This window comes from Streptomyces sp. EDA2-14 (genome assembly GCF_054963755.1).
On the sequence record NZ_JBUEGE010000019.1, the window covers coordinates 117537 to 135607 of the forward strand.

Consider the following 18071-nt stretch of genomic DNA (forward strand, 5'->3'; position numbering starts at 1 on the left):
GGTTGAACGTCGTCTGCGACCTTAACTGTCGGTGCGGCATGGCACGATCGAAGCCTGACGGTTGAGGGCCGCAAGGCCCGTTCGGACCCAGGGGACGGCAGACATGGTCATGTTCTTGTTTCTGGTCGCCGCGCTGGTCGTGGTGATCGCGGCGGTGACGTTCGCGGTCATCGGCGGCGGCGACAGCGGCACGCTGCGCGACGAGCCGTCCCAGTTCTACGCGGACCCGCTGCCGCCCGACCGCCCCCTGGCCCCCGCCGACCTGGAGGCGCTCAAGCTGCCCCTGGCGGTGCGCGGCTACCGGATGGCGGAGGTGGACGACGCGCTGGACCGCCTCGGCGCCGAGCTGGCCGAGCGGGACGCCCGCATCTCGGAGCTGGAGACCGCCCTCACCTCCGCCCACACCAGGGCCGCGGGCCCGCAGCAGGGCGGCCACGGCCCGGACACGGGCTACGCACCGCCGGGCGACTACGGATTCGGGTACGAGACGGGGGAGGGGTTCCGGTGAGCGAGCCGACAGGGGGCGCCGTCCCCGGCCCCGACGGCAGGCCGCGCTGCCCCTGGGGCCTGTCCACCGAGGACTACGTCGCGTACCACGACGAGGAGTGGGGCCGCCCGGTCCACGGCGACGACGCGCTGTTCGAGCGTCTTTCTTTGGAGGCGTTCCAGTCGGGCCTGTCCTGGATCACGATCCTCAGACGCCGCGAGGGCTTCCGCGCCGCGTTCTCCGGCTTCAAGATCGCCGACGTGGCCGCCTTCACGGACGCGGACCGCGAGCGCCTGCTCGCCGACCCCGGCATCATCCGCAACCGCGCCAAGGTCGACGCGACGCTGGCCAACGCGCGGGTGCTCGTCGACTGGTCGCCCGGCGAGCTGGACCAGCTGATCTGGTCGTACGCGCCGGACGCCGCGACGCGCCCGGCCCCGAAGGTCATCGGGGACGTGGCGGCGATCACCGACGAGTCGACGGCCCTCTCCAAGGAGCTGAAGAAGCGCGGACTGCGCTTCGTCGGGCCGACGACGGCCTACGCGCTGATGCAGGCCTGCGGACTGGTCAACGACCACCTGGCGGACTGCGTGTCCCGCGCGCGTACGACGGTGTGAATACGGTGTGAGCCGGCTCAGCGCCCGAGGTACTTCGGCTTCTCCTTCGCGATGAAGGCCTGCACCGCGATGGTGTGGTCCTCGGAGGCGCCGGCCCGCGTCTGCAGCTCGTCCTCCTTGTCGAGCGCCTCGTCGAGGGAGTGGTCCCCGGCGAAGGCGAGGGACTCCTTCAGCGCGGCGTAGGCGACGGTCGGCCCCTCGGCGAGCGTGCGGGCCAACTTTGCGGCCTCCTCGGCGAGTTCGGCGGCGGGCACCAGCCGGTTCGCGATCCCCAGCTCGTACGCCTCCTGCGCCTTGAGGGAGCGCGGGAAGAGCAGCAGGTCGGCCGCGCGGCCGGGGCCGATCAGGCGCGGCAGCGTCCAGGAGACCCCGGAGTCGGCGGTGAGCGCCACGCCCGCGAACGAGGTGTTGAACGACGCCGTCTCCGCCACGATCCGGTAGTCGGCGCAGAGCGCGAAGCCGAATCCGGCGCCGGCCGCCACGCCGTTCACCGCGGCGACGACGGGCTTCGGCATCTGGGTCAGCGCGCGCACGATCGGGTTGTAGTGCTCGCGCACGGTGTTCATGGTGCGGCCCTCACCGGACTCCCGGTCCGCCAGCAGCGAGCCGACGTGCTCCTTGAGGTCCTGGCCCACGCAGAACGCCCGGTCACCGGCGGCCGTCAGCAGCACCGCGCGGACCGATTCGTCGGCGGCCGCCGCCTGCACCGCGTCGCGGAGGGCGACCTTGGCCTCGGTGTTCATCGCGTTCATCGCCTCGGGGCGGTTCAGCGTGATCGTCGCGAGCCCGTCGCTCACCTCGTAGAGCACGGTGTCTGCCATGGGACTCCTCCTATGCGGTCGCTCAGTCGTCCGTGCTCAGCATGACGGAGATCACGACCCGTGGAACGCTCTCGGCATGTGACCTGCGTCTAACAAATTCGCGTCGACTGGCGTCCGAAGATGGCGCAGTATCGCAGTCGGATCCCCGAATTGAGTGGTTTTGGTCAAGCGCGTTGCGCAAGCGATGCCGACTGATGTTGGTCATCGGGTCCCGCGATGCGGGATAATGGCCTGGAAGCAATGTGTTCGATGCCGGTGACGTGTGCCCACTCAGAGGGCTGTCGGCTGACGATGAGCTGGTTTCAGGAAGGGGAACGAGCATGGCGGCCATGAAGCCGCGGACGGGTGACGGCCCGCTCGAGGTCACCAAGGAGGGGCGGGGCATCGTCATGCGCGTTCCGCTCGAAGGCGGCGGTCGGCTCGTGGTCGAGCTGACGCCGGACGAGGCGAGCGCCCTCGGTGACGAGCTGAAGAAGGTCGTGGGCTGACACCTTCCGCATCCGCGTCGCCTGCGGCGTCCGCACCCCTTCCCGCCCAATTGGGGACGGACCGGTCGTCGGCCGACGCGGGAGCGACCATACCTTTTCGACTGCCCCGGCACACATTTGGTGCCGGGGCAGTCGTGTGTGCGGGGTCCCGCCGCCGCGCCCGGGTCAGCGCTTGACGGCGCAGAGCAGCCCGTCGCCGACCGGCAGCACCGAAGCCACCAGCTCGGGGCTCTCCCGCACGGCCCGCAGCAACTCGCGCTGGCGCACCACTTCCACCGGCTGCGGCCCCGAGTCGACGGTCCGCCCCTCGGCGAGGACCCCCTGGAAGACGACCAGGCCACCGGGCCGCAGCAGCCGCAACGATTCAGCGAGGTAGTCGAGGCACTCCACCCGGTCGCCGTCGCAGAACACCAGGTCGTACCCGCTGTCCGCGAGCCGCGGCAGCACCTCCAGGGCGCGGCCGGGGATGAACCGGGCCCGGTTGCTGGCGAAGCCCGCCGCGCGGAACGCCTGGCGCGCGAACTGCTGCCGCTCCGGCTCGGGATCGACCGTGGTGAGGACGCCGTCGGGCCGCATCCCGTGCAGCAGATGGATTCCGGACACGCCCGTGCCCGTACCGATCTCGGCGACGGCCTTCGCCCCTACCGTGGCGGCGAGCATGCCCAGCGTCGCGCCCGCGCCGGGGGACACCGGGTACAGCCCTGCCTCGCGGGCACGGTCACGAGCCCAGCGAGTCGCGTCGTCCTCGGCGACAAAGGCGTCGGCGAACGCCCAACTCGTCTGCCGGTTGCCGGTAATGGCCCTCTCCCGTCCCCATGGATGCCTGCGCGTGACTTTATCCGTTGGTGGCGGGAACTCGCAGATGGGACCGCGCGTTTGAAGGGGCAGGGGAAAAGAGCAGGCTGGATACGCGAAGCACCGGGGGTGAGCGGGATGCCGACAGCCGTGCAATCAGCGGTCGGGGGCCGACCGGCAAATCTGAGTAAAAACGCTTATCCGGAGCTAACGGACGGAGTGGTTATGGTAGGTGCTCCACTGGACACCACCAGAGCCGACAGGGGAGGTGCGGCTGCGCCTGTGGATCGGGGAGGAGTGCTTCGGCGTCTTCTCAGGTCGGCGGGTGAGCCGAAATCCGTGACCAACACCGCTGACCGAATCCGCACCACTGACTCCGCGCAGACCGCGACCTTTGCCGCCGATGCGGAATCACAGGCGTGGACTCCTCCTTCGTGGGAGGAGATCGTCAGCACGCACAGTGGCCGCGTCTACCGCCTCGCGTACCGCCTGACGGGAAACCAGCACGACGCAGAGGACCTCACGCAGGAGGTCTTCGTCCGTGTCTTCCGTTCGCTGTCGACGTACACGCCCGGCACCTTCGAGGGCTGGCTGCACCGCATCACCACGAACCTGTTCCTCGACATGGTCCGCCGCAAGCAGCGCATCCGCTTCGACGCGCTGGGTGACGACGCCGCCGAGCGGCTGCCCAGCAGAGAACCGTCGCCGCAGCAGGTCTTCAACGACGCGCACTTCGACGCCGACGTCCAGCAGGCGCTGGACACCCTCGCGCCCGAGTTCCGTGCCGCCGTCGTCCTGTGCGACATCGAGGGGCTCTCCTACGAGGAGATCGCCGCCACCCTCGGCGTGAAGCTGGGCACGGTCCGCAGCCGTATCCACCGTGGCCGCTCGCAGCTGCGCAAGGCGCTGCAGCACCGCTCGCCCGAGGCCCGCAAGGAGCGTCGCACGCTCGCGGAGGCCTGTGGGACGGGCGCCTTCCCCGTCCTCGGAGGAGGGGGCGCGACCGCGTGAGTGGATCACGTCTCAATCCTGCCGAACGCCAACAGACCGCGGCCGACGAACACCTGGGGGACAGGCTGGCCGCCCTGGTCGACGGCGAGTTGGACCACGACGCCCGTGAGCGCGTCCTCGCGCACCTGGCGACCTGTGCCAAATGCAAGGCCGAGGCCGACGCCCAGCGTCGTCTCAAGAGCGTCTTCGCGCAGGCGGCTCCGCCGCCGCCCTCCGAGAGCTTTCTCGCCCGCCTCCAGGGGCTGCCCGCGGGAGGTGACTCCGACGGTGGCACACCACCGTTCGGGGGAGGCGGCTTCGGCAGCGGCCGGCCCCTCGGTGGTGTCCGGGGCTTCGGCCAGGGCGTCTTCGACGTAGACCCCGAGCCGTTCGGGTACGCGCCGTCCCACGCGCACGCCGCCGTCCTCCCCAGTGACCAGCGCGGCTTCCGCATCCACGAAGTGGGCCGCGACCGGCACGAGAGCGACCGGGCCTCACGGTCCCGGCGCTTCGCGTTCGCCGCGGCCGGTGCGGTCTCGCTCGCCGCGATCGCGCTGGGCGGGGTGACGACCGCCGCCCCGGTCGACAGTGCCGACGCGCGCGGAGGCGGCTCCGGCAGCAATGTCACGCCGCTGCGCAGCCAGTCGGCCGGTGCCGCGTCGGCATCGTCGGACTCACAGCGCCGCAGGTCGACCGTCTCGCTGCTCGGGCAGCGCGGGGGCGCCCTCGCGGCGCCCGTCTCGCCCACCGAGGCGGGAGCGCCGCTGCTGCCCGGTGGGGGCCACGCGGAGAGCGCGAACTATCCGTTCTCGACGCCGCTGCTGGCCAACGCGGCCCGCATGTCGCCTCTCATACGCCCGGCCGCTGCCGCCGCGGTCTCGGTCGCACCGTGGCCCTCCGGGGCGGCCCCGGAACCGCCCGAGGAAGTCTCGTTCGAGGCGGACGGGCCCGGCCTCGCCGCGGCCTCCGCGTCGGCGCCGACCGCGTCGTCCCGTCCGTCGTCGATGCGCTGACACCTTCTGCGCCCACGCCGGGGAACCTGGTTGAATCCCGGTGAAGCGGTGCGTCGGCGGATCCGGGTCGCGCGCGTGGGAGCCGGCGGTGCGGTGCCGTGGGCCTGGCTTGGGGAGTGCGGCGGGACATGGACGAGAGTGACGTGGCCTCCGGCGGTGGGGCGGGTGACGTGGGTTCCGGCCCGGTCGATGCCGCCGGTTCGCCCGGAGCCGTCCCCACGCCGCGGGGCTCCGCCCCGGACCCCGCTGCTCAATCGCCGCAGGGGCTTGAAATGCCGGTACCGGCCGACTCACCGGCTCCCGCTCCCCGGCGCCGTCGGCTCGTGGTCGGGGCCGTCGTCATCGCCCTCGCCGCCGGAGGCATCGGTGGGGTGGTCGGGGCGTACATGGAGCGCAGCGGGGTCGGAGCGGACATTCGGTTGCCGCAGGCCGGTGTCGAGTCCAAGCGCCGGGATCCCGACAGCGTGGCCGGTATCGCGGCGAGGGCGCTGCCCGGCGTCGTCACCATCCACACCGCGGGCTCCGCGAAGGACGGCACCGGCACCGGCTTCGTGCTCGACGACCAGGGGCACATCCTCACGAACAATCACGTGGTGTCGTCCGCCGGATCGGGCGGTGAGATATCGGTCACGTTCTCCAGCGGGCAGAGCGCGCACGGCGAGCTGGTCGGGCAGGACAGCAGTTACGACCTCGCCGTGATCAAGGTGTCCGGGGTGCGCGGGCTCACGGCGCTGCCCCTGGGCAACTCCGAGAACGTGCAGGTCGGCGACCCCGTCGTGGCCGTCGGCGCCCCCTTCGACCTGGCGAACACGGTCACCTCCGGAATCATCAGCGCCAAGGACCGGCCGATCACGGCGGGCGGCGAGAAGGGGGACGGCGGCGACGTCAGCTACGTGGACGCGCTGCAGACCGACGCCCCCATCAACCCGGGCAACTCCGGCGGCCCCCTGGTCGACACGAAGGCCCGCGTCATCGGCATCAACAGCGCGATCCGCTCGGCCGACACCGGCGGCTCGGAGCTGACCGAGGGGCAGTCCGGCTCCATCGGCCTCGGCTTCGCGATCCCGGTCAACCAGGCGAAACGCGTGGCGGAGGAGCTGATCAACTCCGGTCGGGCCACGCATCCGGTGATCGGGGTCACCCTCGACATGGACTTCTCGGGCGACGGCGCCCGCGTCGGCTCGAAGGGCAACAGCGGCGGCTCGGCCGTCAGCCCGGGCGGCCCCGGCGACCAGGCGGGGATCGAGCCGGGCGATGTGATCACCGAGGTCGGCGGGGTCCGCGTGCACTCCGGCAAGGAGCTGATCGTCAAGATCCGCACCCATCGACCCGAGGACAAACTGGCCCTCACGGTCGAACGGGGCGGAAAGGAACGGAAGTTGTCTCTTGTTCTCGGTTCCGAGGACAGCGACTGACAGGATTCCGGTCGTCTCCCGACCGCTTCCCGGCCATCCTCGGGCCGGCCAGGACGACGGGTAGGCGATCCTGGACGTATCCCGGTGGCTACCGGATGGACAGGTGGGCCGGGTACCGTGGACCCGTTCCGCTGCCGGACCCTGCCGAAGACCTGCTGCTGATGACCGACCGCGGGCCGAGGACGCGCTAGGAGTGCAAGGTGTTCAACGATATTGGCCCACTGGAGATCGTGACGATCGTCGTGCTGGCCGTTCTCGTGTTCGGCCCCGACAAGCTCCCCAAGGTCATTCAGGACGTCTCGCGCACCATTCGTAAGATCCGGGAGTTCTCGGACAGTGCGAAGCAGGACATTCGTGACGAACTGGGTCCGGAGTTCAAGGACTTCGAGTTCGAGGACCTGAACCCCAAGACGTTCATCCGCAAGCAGCTGGACAGTGACGAGCTGGGGCTCAAGGAGATCCGCAACGGCTTCGACCTGAAGAAGGAAATGGCCGACGTCACCGACGCGGTACACACCGTCGGTGAGCTGGAGGACTCCGGATCGAGCCAGTCCGGCGGCGGTGGCCGCGTGGACATGAGCAAGCGCCCCGAGGCCGTCGACATGCGCAAGCGTCCCGAAAAGTCCGGCAAGCCGGCCGCCGTGGAACCGCCGCCCTTCGACGCGGACGCGACCTGAACCACACGCAACGAAACCGGGCCCGCGGGACCCGGTGTGGCATCCTGCCTTGTTGTTGCGCGGACCGGACGTGAGAACGCCCGAGGGGGGCGGGCCGCTCCGGTCCGTAACTGAGCGAGGAGGCGGCCGGGTACATGGAGACGACGAGTCGGGTGGGCGCGCAGGCGCCGGCCACCGAGGGGGCCGATCAGGCCGCCACGGCCCGGCGCACGGTCGACGGCTACCTGCTGGCGCCCTTCCCGTGGTACGGCCTCGACGAGGCCTTCACGGGACCGCGCTGGCTGATGCAGGTCGGCACCACGGCGGACGGTTCCGTCGAGCACGGATCGATCGGGCACGGCGACGAGCCGTCCGTCCGCAGTGAGCTCACGGAGGACGTCGAGCGGTTCGCCGCCGTGGTGACCGTCGCGGCCAATCCGGTACGGCGCACCACCGACGGCACCGGCGTCCTGGAGGCCACCTCGGTCTCCTCGGCGGCCTGGCTCGCCGGCGTCGGCCTGCTCTCGTACACCTGGCCGGTGCAGATGGACCACACGCTGCGGGACGACTGGCTGGAGCAGCAGACCGAGACGGCGTGGGTGCTCGCGGACGATCTCGCGTCCGATGACTGGGCGACGCTGACGCTCCCGGTGGACGGGGTGCCGACCCCGTTCCACTACCGGGAGTCCGAGTACGGCTGGGTGCTGGCCGGTTCCACGCAGGCCGGGGTGCACCTGGGCGCGTACGGGCGCGGTATGAGCGCGTACGGGCTCGGGTTCTCCGTCGTCAAGGACATCGCGGCGCTGGAACCGGACGAGTGACACAGAACGGCGGGCCGCCCACAATGGGCGGCCCGCCGTTCGTACAGAGGCGTGGAGCCGTCAGAACTTGTTGCGCGGCGTGATCCCGAGCGCCATCCCCGACAGGCCCCGCTGGCGCCCGCCGAGCTTGCCCGCGATGTCGCGCAGCGCCGAGCCCGCGGCGGAGTCCGGGTCGGTCAGCACGACCGGCTTGCCCTCGTCGCCGCCCTCGCGCAGGCGTACGTCGATCGGGATGGAGCCGAGCACCGGCACCGTCGCACCCGTGGTCTTGGTGAGGCCCTCGGCGACCAGCTGACCGCCGCCCGTGCCGAACACGTCGACCATCTCGCCGCAGTGCGGGCAGGGCAGCCCCGACATGTTCTCGACGACGCCGACGATCTTCTGGTGGGTCTGCACGGCGATCGAGCCGGCCCGCTCCGCCACCTCGGCGGCGGCCTGCTGCGGCGTCGTGACGACCAGGATCTCGGCGTTCGGGACGAGCTGGGCGATGGAGATGGCGATGTCGCCCGTGCCCGGCGGCAGGTCGAGCAGGAGCACGTCCAGGTCGCCCCAGAACACGTCCGCGAGGAACTGCTGGAGCGCGCGGTGCAGCATCGGGCCGCGCCACACGACCGGAGCGTTGCCCGGCGTGAACATGCCGATCGAGATGACCTTCACGCCGTTCGCCGACGGCGGCATGATCATGTCCTCGACCTGCGTGGGCTTGCCGTCGGCGCCCAGCATGCGGGGGACGCTGTGCCCGTAGATGTCCGCGTCGACGACGCCGACCTTCAGGCCGTCCGCCGCCATCGCGGCCGCCAGGTTCACGGTCACCGAGGACTTGCCGACGCCGCCCTTGCCGGAGGCCACCGCGTACACGCGGGTCAGCGAGCCCGGCTTCGCGAACGGGACCTCGCGCTCGGCGGTACCGCCGCGCAGCGCGCTGGCCAGCTCCTTGCGCTGTTCGTCGCTCATCACGTCGAGGGTGACCTGCACATCGGTCACGCCGTCGACGGCCGCGACGGCCTCGCGCACGTTGTTCTCGATCGTCGAGCGCATCGGGCAGCCGGAGACGGTCAGATACACGGTGACCGCGACGACTCCGTCCGCACCGATGTCCACCGATTTGACCATCCCCAACTCGGTGATGGGCCGGTTGATCTCGGGGTCGTTCACTGTCGCGAGTGCCTCGCGCACCGCGTCTTCCGTAGCCATGCACCCGAGTCTACGGCGGGGTAACCCACAGCCGGAAAGCCCCGTCAGCGGTCGTCTACGTCACGTCCCCGCTCACGCTCCGCCGGGAATACCCCGGGCCCCGCGCTCGACTGCCGCTGCTCCTCCAGCTCCTTGAGAAGGTCCTGCAGCTCGGAGCGGATCCAGTCGCGCGTCGCGACCTCGCCGAGCCCGATCCGCAGGGCCGCCACCTCGCGGCTCAGATACTCGGTGTCGGCGATGGAGCGCTCGTTCTGCTTGCGGTCCTGTTCGAGATTGACCCGGTCGCGGTCGTCCTGCCGGTTCTGCGCGAGAAGGATCAGCGGGGCGGCGTACGAGGCCTGCAGCGACAGCATCAGCGTCAGGAAGATGAACGGGTACTCGTCGAAGCGCAGGTGCGGCGGCGCGACGATGTTCCACACCACCCACACGACGATCAGCACCGTCATCCAGACGATGAACCGCCCGGTGCCGAGGAAGCGCGCGATGCGCTCGGAGAGCCTGCCGAAGGCCTCGGGGTCGTAGTCGGGGATCAGCTTGCGGCGGGGCGCGCGCGGCTGGTCGAGCCGGATGCGCGGCCGGCGCGGGGCCTCCCGCTCGCGTTCCTCAGTCGGCATGGGTCACCTCCTCGATGAGGTGGAACTCCTGCTCGCGCCAGTCCTCCGGCAGCATGTGGTCGAGGACGTCGTCCACGGTCACGGCGCCGAGCAGCGAGCCGCTGTCGTCGACGACGGGCGCGGCCACCATGTCGTACGTCGCGAAGAACCCGGCGATCTCCGGCAGCCGGGCCTCCGGGGTCAGGGCCTGCAGATCCTCGTCCAGGATCGAGCTGACCATCGTGTACGGGGGGTCGCGAAGCAGCCGCTGGAAGTGGATCGTGCCCAGGTACTTGCCGGTCGGCGTCTCGTCCGGCGGCCGGCACACGTACACCTGCGCGGCGAGCGCGGGGGAGAGGTCGGGATTGCGGATGCGGGCGAGGGCGTCCGCGACCGTGGAGTCGGGGCGCAGCACGATCGGCTCGGTCGTCATCAGGCCGCCCGCGGTCCGGTCCTCGTACGCCATCAGGCGCCGCACGTCCGCCGCCTCGCTGGGCTTCATCAGGTCGAGCAGGCGTTCCTTGTCCGCCTCGGGGAGTTCGCCGAGGAGGTCGGCGGCGTCGTCCGGGTCCATCTCCTCCAGGACGTCGGCGGCCCGCTCCTCCTTCAGCTTGCCGAGCACCTCGATCTGGTCGTCCTCAGGCAGCTCCTCCAGGACGTCGGCCAGCCGCTCGTTGGTGAGCGCAGCGGCGACCTCCGTGCGGCGCTTGGGGGAGAGGTGGTGCAGCACGTTGGCGAGGTCGGCGGGGCGCATCTGCTCGAACGTGGCGAGCAGGCTCTCGGCGCCCTGTCCGTGCTCCTCCAGGTTGAAGCCGTCGACGCCCGACCAGTCGACGGTCAGCGCCTCGCCCTTGGCGCGCCGGAACGCGCCGCGCTTCGGGGCGCTCTTGCGTACGAAGACCCGGTCGATCTCCCAGTCGCGGCGCGCGGGCAGCTGCTGGATGGAGACGTCGAGGACGGTGACCTCCTCGCCGGTCTCCACGAGCCGGACGCGCCGGTCGAGCATCTCGCCGAGGACCAGCCGCTCGGTGGGCCGCTGCTCGAAGCGCCGCACGTTGAGCACCCCGGTGGTGATGACCTGGCCCGACTCGATGCCGGTGACGCGGGTCATCGGCAGGAAGATGCGGCGCCGTGTCGACAGTTCGACGACGAGTCCGAGCAGCCGAGGCGGTCTGCGGCTCGTGCGCAGCATCGCCACCAGGTCGCGCACGCGGCCCACCTGATCACCGTTCGGATCGAAGACGGCGATGCCGGAGAGGTGCGACACGAAAATGCGGGGAGCGCCGCCAGCCATACCGTCGCGCGCCTCCTCTCCGTACGGATTCGTCCTTAAATACAAGCAATTCGTCGTTCAGGCTAGCCGCTCACCGCTTACCGCGCCTTTGCTCGGCAGCCACCCGGTGTGGACGGGTAACCGCAGATCGCGGAGGTACGCTGCCGTACCTGCCCCCGCCCCGCTGCCGTACGAGAGGTAGTCCGCCCGTGACCCTGCGCCCCCTCACCCGCCGTACCCGCAGGACGCTCACGGTGGGCGTGATGTGCGCGGGACTCGCGATCGGACTCGCGGCGTGCAGCGAGGAGGACCCGGACGCGGGGACGAACGGCGTCGGCAAGCTGACCCCGGCGAAGATCCAGTCCCGTACGGTCCAGGCGGCCCGCGGGGCCGACGCCGTGCACCTCGCGGGCTCCGTGGTCGTCAACAAGAAGACGTACAAGCTGGACATGCGGCTGAAGGGCGACGGCGGCACCGGCTCGGTGAGCACCGACGGCGGGACGTTCCGGCTGCTGCGGGTCGGCGACCACCTGTACCTCAAGGCGGGCGCCGGATTCTGGACGCACTCCGAGGACGCCAAGAGCGGGCACGGCGGGGGCGACGCCGGGCAGAAGCTCGACGGCAAGTACGTGAAGGTGCCGAAGGGCGACCCGGCTTACCAGCGGCTGAGCACGTTCACCGACAAGGGCGTGCTGCTCGACGGCCTGCTGGCGCTGCACGGCACGCTGGCGAAGGGGGAGCGGGGCTCGGCGGGCGGCGTCCGCACGATAGAGCTGACGGGCGACAAGGGCGCGGGCGGCACCCTCAACGTCTCCCTGGAAGGCGGCGCGTACCCGATGCGCCTGGAGCGGGCCGGAGGCGCCGGCACGATCCAACTCAGCGACTGGGGCGACGACTTCAGCCTCGACGAACCCAAGTCCACGGAAACGGTCGACTACGGCCAGGCCTTGCCCGGGTGACCGGAACAAGCCCCTGAAGGCGGAGCCCCGAGCCGTCAACGCCGCTTCCGCCGCGCCAGCAGCTTCGGGAGCCCCGCCGGCACCGGATTCCGGGTCGTGGCCGGCGACCCCATCGGGGGAGCGGCCAACGACCCGTCCGGCACCGGCTCCGTGGGCCCGCCCACGGGTTCGAGCCGCACCACCCGGCACTCCGCGGCCCACCGCTCCAGCATGGTCTCCGCGTCGGGCGCGTTGAGCCGCTTGCCCTTCAGCTCGCCGACCGCGGCCTCGTACGCCTCCGTACCGGGCGTCAACTCGACCACCTTGGCCTGCCAGCCCACGAGCCGCCCGCCCTTGTCCTTGCTGCGCACGGTGACGAGCGCCGAGCCGCCGTCGACGAGGTCGGGCAGCGGCTGCTCGCCGGGCCCGTCGCCCACGAGGCACGCCGCGCCCTCGTGCCACACGTGCCACAGGGCCCGCTCCACGCCCCGGTCCCCGCGCACCCAGATGAGCCCGGACTTCTTCGTGGCCTCCTCGACGAGGGCGGCATCGAGCAGTTCAGCAGTCGTCATACGGCAAGCCTAGCCAGCGCCACCGACAGCACCCGGCCCTACAGCCACCCGTTGCGCTTCAGCGTCCGGTGGATCGCGAAACACACGCCGCCGATGAGCACGAGCACCATCGGGTAGCCGTACCGCCAGTGCAGCTCCGGCATGTGCTTGAAGTTCATGCCGTACACACCGCACACCATGGTCGGCACGGCGATGATCGCCGCCCACGAGGTGATCTTGCGCATGTCCTCGTTCTGGGCGACGGAGGCCTGCGCCAGATTGGCCTGGAGGATCGAGTTCAGCAGCTCGTCGAAGCCGATGACCTGCTCCTGTACGCGCTCCAGGTGGTCGGCGACGTCCCGGAAGTACTTCTGGATGTCCGGGTCGATCAGCCGCATCGGCCGCTCGCTGAGCAGCTGCAACGGGCGCCGCAGCGGGGCGACGGCCCGCTTGAACTCCAGTACCTCGCGCTTGAGTTGGTAGATCCGGCCGGCGTCCGAGCCGCGCGGGGAGCCCTTGCCGGGCTGCGAGAAGACCTCGGTCTCGACCTCGTCGATGTCGTCCTGCATCGCGTCGGCCACGGCCAGATACCCGTCGACGACGTGGTCGGCGATGGCGTGCAGGACCGCGCTCGGGCCCTTGGCGAGCAGGTCGGGGTCGTCCTGGAGCCGGTGCCGCAGGGCGCGCAGGGAGCCCTGGCCGCCGTGCCGGACGGTGATGAAGAAGTCCCGGCCGGTGAAGCACATGACCTCGCCGGTCTCCACGACCTCGCTGGTGGCGGTGAGTTCGGCGTGCTCGACGTAGTGGATCGTCTTGAAGACGGTGAAGAGCGTGTCGTCGTAGCGCTCCAGCTTGGGCCGCTGGTGGGCGTGGACGGCGTCCTCCACGGCCAGCGGGTGCAGCCCGAACTCGGCGGCGATACCGGCGAATTCCTCCTCGGTCGGCTCGTGCAGGCCGATCCAGGCGAAGCCGCCGTCCCGCCGCACCTGGCGCTTCGCGCCGCCGGGCGTGAGGCACTCGGAGGACGGGACGCGGACCCCGTCGCGGTAGACGGCGCAGTCCACGACGGCCGAGCAGGCGGCCTCGTTCCGCGTGAAGTCGTACGAGGTTCGGGCCTCGTTGGCGTACGGGGCGACGCTCTTGCGCAGCGAGGGACGGACGGCGGCTCGCAGGTCGCGCATCATCGACATGGGCAGGCTCCTTCGCGGGCGGGAGTCGCCGCGCGTCGGGTGGAACCACCCGGAATGAGGACGTCCTGGCCAACCGGAAACCGGGACATGCTGCACGTCCACAAAGCGGGAAGCACCGCACCGACGCTGGGCGGCTTCGCTGAACTGATTCAGATCGCGACGACCGCGGAGGCCGTCGATGAGATCAGGTAGAACGAAGTGCTCTTCCGGCATGCCCGGCCAGCCCGTCGTACGGCTGACTACGGGTGGAGAAAGGCCCTGTGACCTAGCGGCCGGAAGAACAAGTGGTACTGCACGGTCGACTTCGATCCATGACAGCCCCACCTCCTCCGGCCGGTCCCCCGTGGGGGACGTGAAACGGGTCGGTTTTCCGACGGGCTCGCGGGGGCCCTCGGTGAGCACGCTCTGCGTGCTGTCCCGACCAGCGGCCAAGACTATCAGCCGACTGACGAAACCGGGCCCCGTCCTTACCCGTTGAGTGCGAGATCTATGCTCGCGGGATGGCAGAAGTTCTTGCGCTGGTGGAGACGCGACTCCGGACAACCCTGGGTGAACCGGACGCGCGAGCGGCGGTCACCTTCCTCGGTACCGACCGCATCGAGGTGTTGCGCTTCACAGACGCCTCCCAGAACGTGGTGCGGTACGCGACCCTCGGCATGTCCGCGTCCCCGATGACCGACCCGACGGCGGCCCTCGCCGACCCCGTCACGGGCCCTCGCGCGGAGCTGGTCCTCACGGTCCGCGCGGGCCTCGCCGACACCGACAAGGTGCTGCGTCCGCTCGCGGTCCTCGCGGCCTCCCCGCAGGTCGAGGGTCTCGTCGTGGCGCCGGGCGCCTCGCTCGACGTGGGCGAACCGCTCTGGCCCTCCGCCCCGTTCACCTCGACCCTCGTCGCGGAGCCCGGCGGACTGGTCGAGGACCTGGACCTGGACGACCCCATGGAGCCCGTACGGTTCCTGCCGCTGCTGCCCATGACGCCCAATGAGGCGGCGTGGAAGCGGGTGCACGGCGCGGCGGCGCTCCAGGAGAAGTGGCTGAACAGCGGAACGGACCTGCGCGATCCACTGCGCAAGTCCGTACCGCTGGACTGAGTCCGGGGCTAGTCGGCGAAGACCGAGACGCTGTCCTCGGTGGCGTGCCGCGGCTCCAGTTCCTCGGCCTCGTGGGAGAGCGCGTTCCTGCGCACCCAGACCACGACCGCGCCGAGCACCGCCGTGACCGCGGCGACCACGAACGGAATGTGGATGTTGCTCCACTCCTCGATCTTCGGCGCGAAGAACGGGGCGGCCGCGGCGGCGAACCACCGGACGAAGTTGTAGCCGGCGCTCGCCACCGGGCGCGGCGCGTCGGAGACGCCGAGCGCGAGCTCGGTGTAGACGGTGTTGTTCACGCCGATGAACGCGCCGGACAGGATCGTGCAGACGACGGCCGCGGTGTGGTTGCCGTACCCGAGGACGAGCACGTCCACGGCGAGCAGCACCAGCGAGCCGCCGAGCACCTTCAGCGAGCCGAACCGGGCCTGCATGCGCGGCGCCACGATCACCGAGAACAGCGCGAGCAGCACACCCCAGGCGAAGAACACCGCGCCCGACTTGTACGGGGTCATGTTCAGCACGAACGGCGTGAAGGCCAGCACCGTGAAGAACGTGTAGTTGTAGAAGAAGGCCGAGATCGCGGCGGACGCGAGGCCGCCGTGGCCCAGCGCCTTGATCGGGTCGAGGATCGAGGTCTTCCTGGCGGGCTTTGGCTGTTCCTTCAGGAACGCGGTGATGCAGATGAAGCCGACGGCCATCAGCGCGGCGGTGCCGAAGAACGGGTAGCGCCAGCTGGCGTTGCCGAGCAGCGCGCCGACGAGCGGGCCGCACGCCATGCCGAGCCCGAGCGCGGACTCGTACAGGAGGATCGCGGCGGCGCTGCCGCCGGCCGCCGCCCCGACGATCACCGCGAGCGCGGTCGACACGAAGAGCGCGTTGCCGAGTCCCCAGCCGGCGCGGAAGCCGACGAGTTCACCGACGGAGCCGGACGTCCCCGCGAGCGCGGCGAAGACCACCACGAGCGCGAGCCCGACGAGCAGGGTCTTCTTGCCGCCGATGCGGCTGGAGACGAAGCCCGTCACCAGCATCGCGACCGCGGTGATCAGGAAGTACGAGGTGAAGAGCAGGGAGACCTGGCTCGGTGTCGCTTCGAGGCCCTTGGCGATCGACGGCAGGATCGGGTCGACGAGGCCGATGCCCATGAAGGCGACGACGGATGCCCCGGCGGTCGCCCAGACCGCCTTCGGTTGACGCAGAAGGCTGCCCGCCCCTGCGTCGAACGTGTCCCCTTCGGCGGGACCTCCTGTACTGCTGTGGCTCATGCCTGCTGCTCCTTCGGGTTCCTGCGGGTCCTTCGAGCCCTCGAACGGATCGTTGGCGTATACACATAATAAGTTAGAGCTGCTAATTAATGCAAGCTACATCTATCTTTCCAGGTCGGAACGCCACGGCGGTGCACTCCGGACGGGTGATCGTCCTTGACGCGGCGCGGGACGGGGAGGACCGTGGGGCTCTATGAGGGGCGAACCCAGTTGCCCGAAGTGTGGTGGCCGGGTCAGGGCTCCCGGACTCTTCTCCGACTCCTGGCAGTGCGATGTGCACGGGACCGTGCACCCGATGCAGCCCGTGATCCCGCCCAGCGTCGAGGCGCTCAGCGTGGTGGTGCGCCGCGCGCACGTGCCGGTCTGGATGCCCTGGCCGCTGCCCGTCGGCTGGCTGTTCACCGGCGTGGCCAACGCGGGGGACGAGCGTCACGGCGGTCGCGCCACCGCCGTCGCCTGCTCCGGACCCGGACCGCTCGGCGGCCCCGGTGAGCTGGTGCTCGTCGCCGAGGAGCTGGGCGTCGGACTCGGCGCGCGCTACGCGGGGATCGACGGGCCCGACCCCGGTCCGTACATGGAGGTCTCCGGGCCGCCGCAGGCCAAGGTGCTCGCCGCGGGGCGGCCCACCCCGCTGTGGCACGTCTCCGGTACGCCGGACGACCGGGCGGTCTTCGCCGGTGAGGCGTGCGGGCTGTGGCTGTGGGCGGTCGTGTGGCCGGAGCAGACCGGGATGCTGATGTACGACGAGCTGGTGCTCACGGACCTGCGGGACGCGGGGGCCGAGGTGGACCTGCTGCCGTGCGGGGCGCTGTCGCCGCGCATCCTGAAGTGAGCCCCGGGGGCGCGCCCGGGCCTGAGGGGCTGCGTCCGCCTCCGCGGTAAGGGGCCTGTCCCCGGTTCGGTGGTGACGGGGCCGGTGGAATCCCCGTTATCCTTGAGCTTCCCCGTCCGTCCGTCGAGCCTGGAGTACGCAGCCGTGCGCATCGATCTGCACACCCACTCCACCGCCTCCGACGGCACGGACAGCCCGGCCGAACTCGTGCGGAACGCCGCGGCGTCCGGTCTGGACGTCGTCGCGCTCACAGACCACGACACCACGCGCGGGCATGCGGAGGCCGTCGCGGCCCTGCCTGAGGGGCTGACCCTCGTCACCGGCGCCGAGCTCTCCTGCCGTCTCGACGGCGTGAGCATGCACATGCTGGCGTACCTCTTCGACCCCGCGGAGCCGGCACTGCTCGCCGAGCGCGAGCTGGTCCGCGACGACCGGGTGCCGCGCGCCAAGGGCATGATCGCCAAGCTGAACGAGCTGGGTGTGCCCGTCACCTGGGAGCAGGTCGCCCGGATCGCCGGAGACGGCTCGGTCGGCCGCCCGCACGTCGCCTCCGCCCTGGTCGAGCTCGGTGTCGTGCCGACGGTGTCGGACGCCTTCACCGAGGACTGGCTCGCCGACGGCGCACGCGCGTACGTCGCGAAGCACGAGACCGACCCCTTCGAGGCGATCCGGCTGGTCAAGGCCGCCGGTGGCGTCACCGTCTTCGCGCACCCCGCCGCCGCCAAGCGCGGCCGCACCGTGCCCGAGTCGGCGATCGCGAAGCTGGCGGAGGCCGGGCTCGACGGCATAGAGGTCGACCACATGGACCACGACGCCGCGACGCGCGAGCGCCTGCGCGGCTTCGCCGCCGACGTCGGCCTGCTGGTCACCGGGTCCTCGGACTACCACGGCAGCCGCAAGACGTGCGTGCTCGGCGAGTACACGACCGACCCCGAGGTCTACGGGGAGATCACGCGGCGCGCCACGGGCGCCTTCCCGGTGCCGGGCGCCGGCGGACACAGCGCCTGACCCGCCCCGCACGCACCTCGTACGCACGCCGTA

General features: G+C 70.9%; 19 protein-coding genes and 1 pseudogene. 12 read left to right on the forward strand and 8 right to left on the reverse strand.

Annotated features, from left to right (window positions below; translation table 11 throughout):
- Positions 1-103 precede the first annotated feature (103 nt).
- Complete coding sequence (locus ACY34M_RS33360) at positions 104-508, forward strand: DivIVA domain-containing protein (protein WP_462722073.1); 405 nt, start codon at positions 104-106, stop codon at positions 506-508.
- Entirely contained in the window at positions 505-1104 is a 600-nt protein-coding gene (locus tag ACY34M_RS33365) for a DNA-3-methyladenine glycosylase I (protein ID WP_462722072.1), read from the forward strand. Before ACY34M_RS33360 ends, ACY34M_RS33365 begins: the two co-directional genes overlap by 4 nt.
- A gap of 17 nt (positions 1105-1121) precedes the next feature.
- Here ACY34M_RS33365 and chcB read toward each other — a convergent pair whose 3' ends face one another.
- Positions 1122-1925 carry a 2-cyclohexenylcarbonyl CoA isomerase gene (gene chcB / locus ACY34M_RS33370; RefSeq protein WP_462722071.1) on the reverse strand — a complete coding sequence of 268 codons (804 nt, stop codon included), beginning with the start codon at positions 1923-1925 and terminating at the stop codon, positions 1122-1124.
- Between the two features lie 320 nt (positions 1926-2245).
- Here chcB and ACY34M_RS33375 point away from each other — a divergent pair, with 320 nt between their 5' ends.
- Complete coding sequence (locus ACY34M_RS33375; RefSeq protein WP_266713770.1) at positions 2246-2413, forward strand: DUF3117 domain-containing protein; 168 nt, start codon at positions 2246-2248, stop codon at positions 2411-2413.
- 165 nt (positions 2414-2578) lie between these two features.
- Here the strand turns inward: ACY34M_RS33375 and ACY34M_RS33380 are convergent, their stop codons facing one another.
- Positions 2579-3277, reverse strand: coding sequence for an O-methyltransferase (locus ACY34M_RS33380; protein ID WP_462722179.1), 699 nt, complete (start codon positions 3275-3277; stop codon positions 2579-2581).
- A 228-nt stretch (positions 3278-3505) separates the two neighbouring features.
- Here ACY34M_RS33380 and sigE point away from each other — a divergent pair, with 228 nt between their 5' ends.
- The 5 genes and pseudogenes from sigE to ACY34M_RS33405 all read left to right on the forward strand — a co-directional run bounded on the left by sigE (position 3506) and on the right by ACY34M_RS33405 (position 8103).
- Positions 3506-4219 carry an RNA polymerase sigma factor SigE gene (gene sigE, locus ACY34M_RS33385; protein ID WP_385763693.1) on the forward strand — a complete coding sequence of 238 codons (714 nt, stop codon included), beginning with the start codon at positions 3506-3508 and terminating at the stop codon, positions 4217-4219.
- Positions 4216-5211 (forward strand): anti-sigma factor family protein, encoded by a 996-nt coding sequence (locus ACY34M_RS33390; protein ID WP_462722070.1) that lies wholly within the window; start codon positions 4216-4218, stop codon positions 5209-5211. The genes sigE and ACY34M_RS33390 overlap by 4 nt, the downstream gene beginning before the upstream one ends.
- Positions 5212-5387: 176 nt before the next feature.
- Positions 5388-6626 (forward strand): annotated as a pseudogene (locus tag ACY34M_RS33395) (S1C family serine protease); the annotation flags it as partial.
- A gap of 200 nt (positions 6627-6826) precedes the next feature.
- Positions 6827-7303 carry a sec-independent translocase gene (locus tag ACY34M_RS33400; protein ID WP_462722069.1) on the forward strand — a complete coding sequence of 159 codons (477 nt, stop codon included), beginning with the start codon at positions 6827-6829 and terminating at the stop codon, positions 7301-7303.
- Between the two features lie 134 nt (positions 7304-7437).
- Entirely contained in the window at positions 7438-8103 is a 666-nt protein-coding gene (locus ACY34M_RS33405) for a hypothetical protein (protein WP_462722068.1), read from the forward strand.
- Between the two features lie 60 nt (positions 8104-8163).
- Here the strand turns inward: ACY34M_RS33405 and ACY34M_RS33410 are convergent, their stop codons facing one another.
- From ACY34M_RS33410 to ACY34M_RS33420, 3 genes are read right to left on the reverse strand one after another with little or no spacing between them, the layout of a single operon-like run.
- Positions 8164-9297, reverse strand: a complete 1134-nt coding sequence (locus tag ACY34M_RS33410; RefSeq protein WP_462722067.1) for an Mrp/NBP35 family ATP-binding protein — start codon at positions 9295-9297, stop codon at positions 8164-8166.
- 44 nt (positions 9298-9341) lie between these two features.
- On the reverse strand, positions 9342-9911 hold the full coding sequence (locus ACY34M_RS33415) for a DUF1003 domain-containing protein (protein ID WP_462722066.1): 570 nt from the start codon (positions 9909-9911) through the stop codon (positions 9342-9344).
- Positions 9901-11184, reverse strand: coding sequence for a magnesium transporter MgtE N-terminal domain-containing protein (locus ACY34M_RS33420; RefSeq protein ID WP_462722065.1), 1284 nt, complete (start codon positions 11182-11184; stop codon positions 9901-9903). Before ACY34M_RS33420 ends, ACY34M_RS33415 begins: the two co-directional genes overlap by 11 nt.
- Before the next feature lie 242 nt (positions 11185-11426).
- Between ACY34M_RS33420 and ACY34M_RS33425 the strand changes: the two genes are divergently transcribed.
- A complete protein-coding gene (locus tag ACY34M_RS33425) occupies positions 11427-12122 on the forward strand; it encodes a hypothetical protein (RefSeq protein ID WP_462722178.1) in 696 nt (231 codons plus the stop codon).
- A gap of 35 nt (positions 12123-12157) precedes the next feature.
- On the opposite strand, the gene ACY34M_RS33430 is transcribed toward ACY34M_RS33425, so the two are convergent.
- Positions 12158-12673 (reverse strand): hypothetical protein, encoded by a 516-nt coding sequence (locus tag ACY34M_RS33430; protein ID WP_462722064.1) that lies wholly within the window; start codon positions 12671-12673, stop codon positions 12158-12160.
- A 38-nt stretch (positions 12674-12711) separates the two neighbouring features.
- Positions 12712-13842, reverse strand: coding sequence for a magnesium and cobalt transport protein CorA (locus ACY34M_RS33435; RefSeq protein ID WP_462722063.1), 1131 nt, complete (start codon positions 13840-13842; stop codon positions 12712-12714).
- A gap of 500 nt (positions 13843-14342) precedes the next feature.
- Between ACY34M_RS33435 and ACY34M_RS33440 the strand changes: the two genes are divergently transcribed.
- A complete protein-coding gene (locus ACY34M_RS33440) occupies positions 14343-14933 on the forward strand; it encodes a suppressor of fused domain protein (protein ID WP_462722062.1) in 591 nt (196 codons plus the stop codon).
- 8 nt (positions 14934-14941) lie between these two features.
- Here ACY34M_RS33440 and ACY34M_RS33445 read toward each other — a convergent pair whose 3' ends face one another.
- Positions 14942-16198, reverse strand: a complete 1257-nt coding sequence (locus tag ACY34M_RS33445; RefSeq protein WP_462722061.1) for an MFS transporter — start codon at positions 16196-16198, stop codon at positions 14942-14944.
- Positions 16199-16391: 193 nt separating this feature from the next.
- On the opposite strand from ACY34M_RS33445, the gene ACY34M_RS33450 reads away from it, so the two are divergent.
- Both ACY34M_RS33450 and ACY34M_RS33455 read left to right on the forward strand, forming a co-directional pair.
- Positions 16392-17030 (forward strand): DUF6758 family protein, encoded by a 639-nt coding sequence (locus ACY34M_RS33450; protein ID WP_462722060.1) that lies wholly within the window; start codon positions 16392-16394, stop codon positions 17028-17030.
- A gap of 144 nt (positions 17031-17174) precedes the next feature.
- A complete protein-coding gene (locus tag ACY34M_RS33455; RefSeq protein ID WP_462722177.1) occupies positions 17175-18038 on the forward strand; it encodes a PHP domain-containing protein in 864 nt (287 codons plus the stop codon).
- Positions 18039-18071 lie beyond the last annotated feature (33 nt).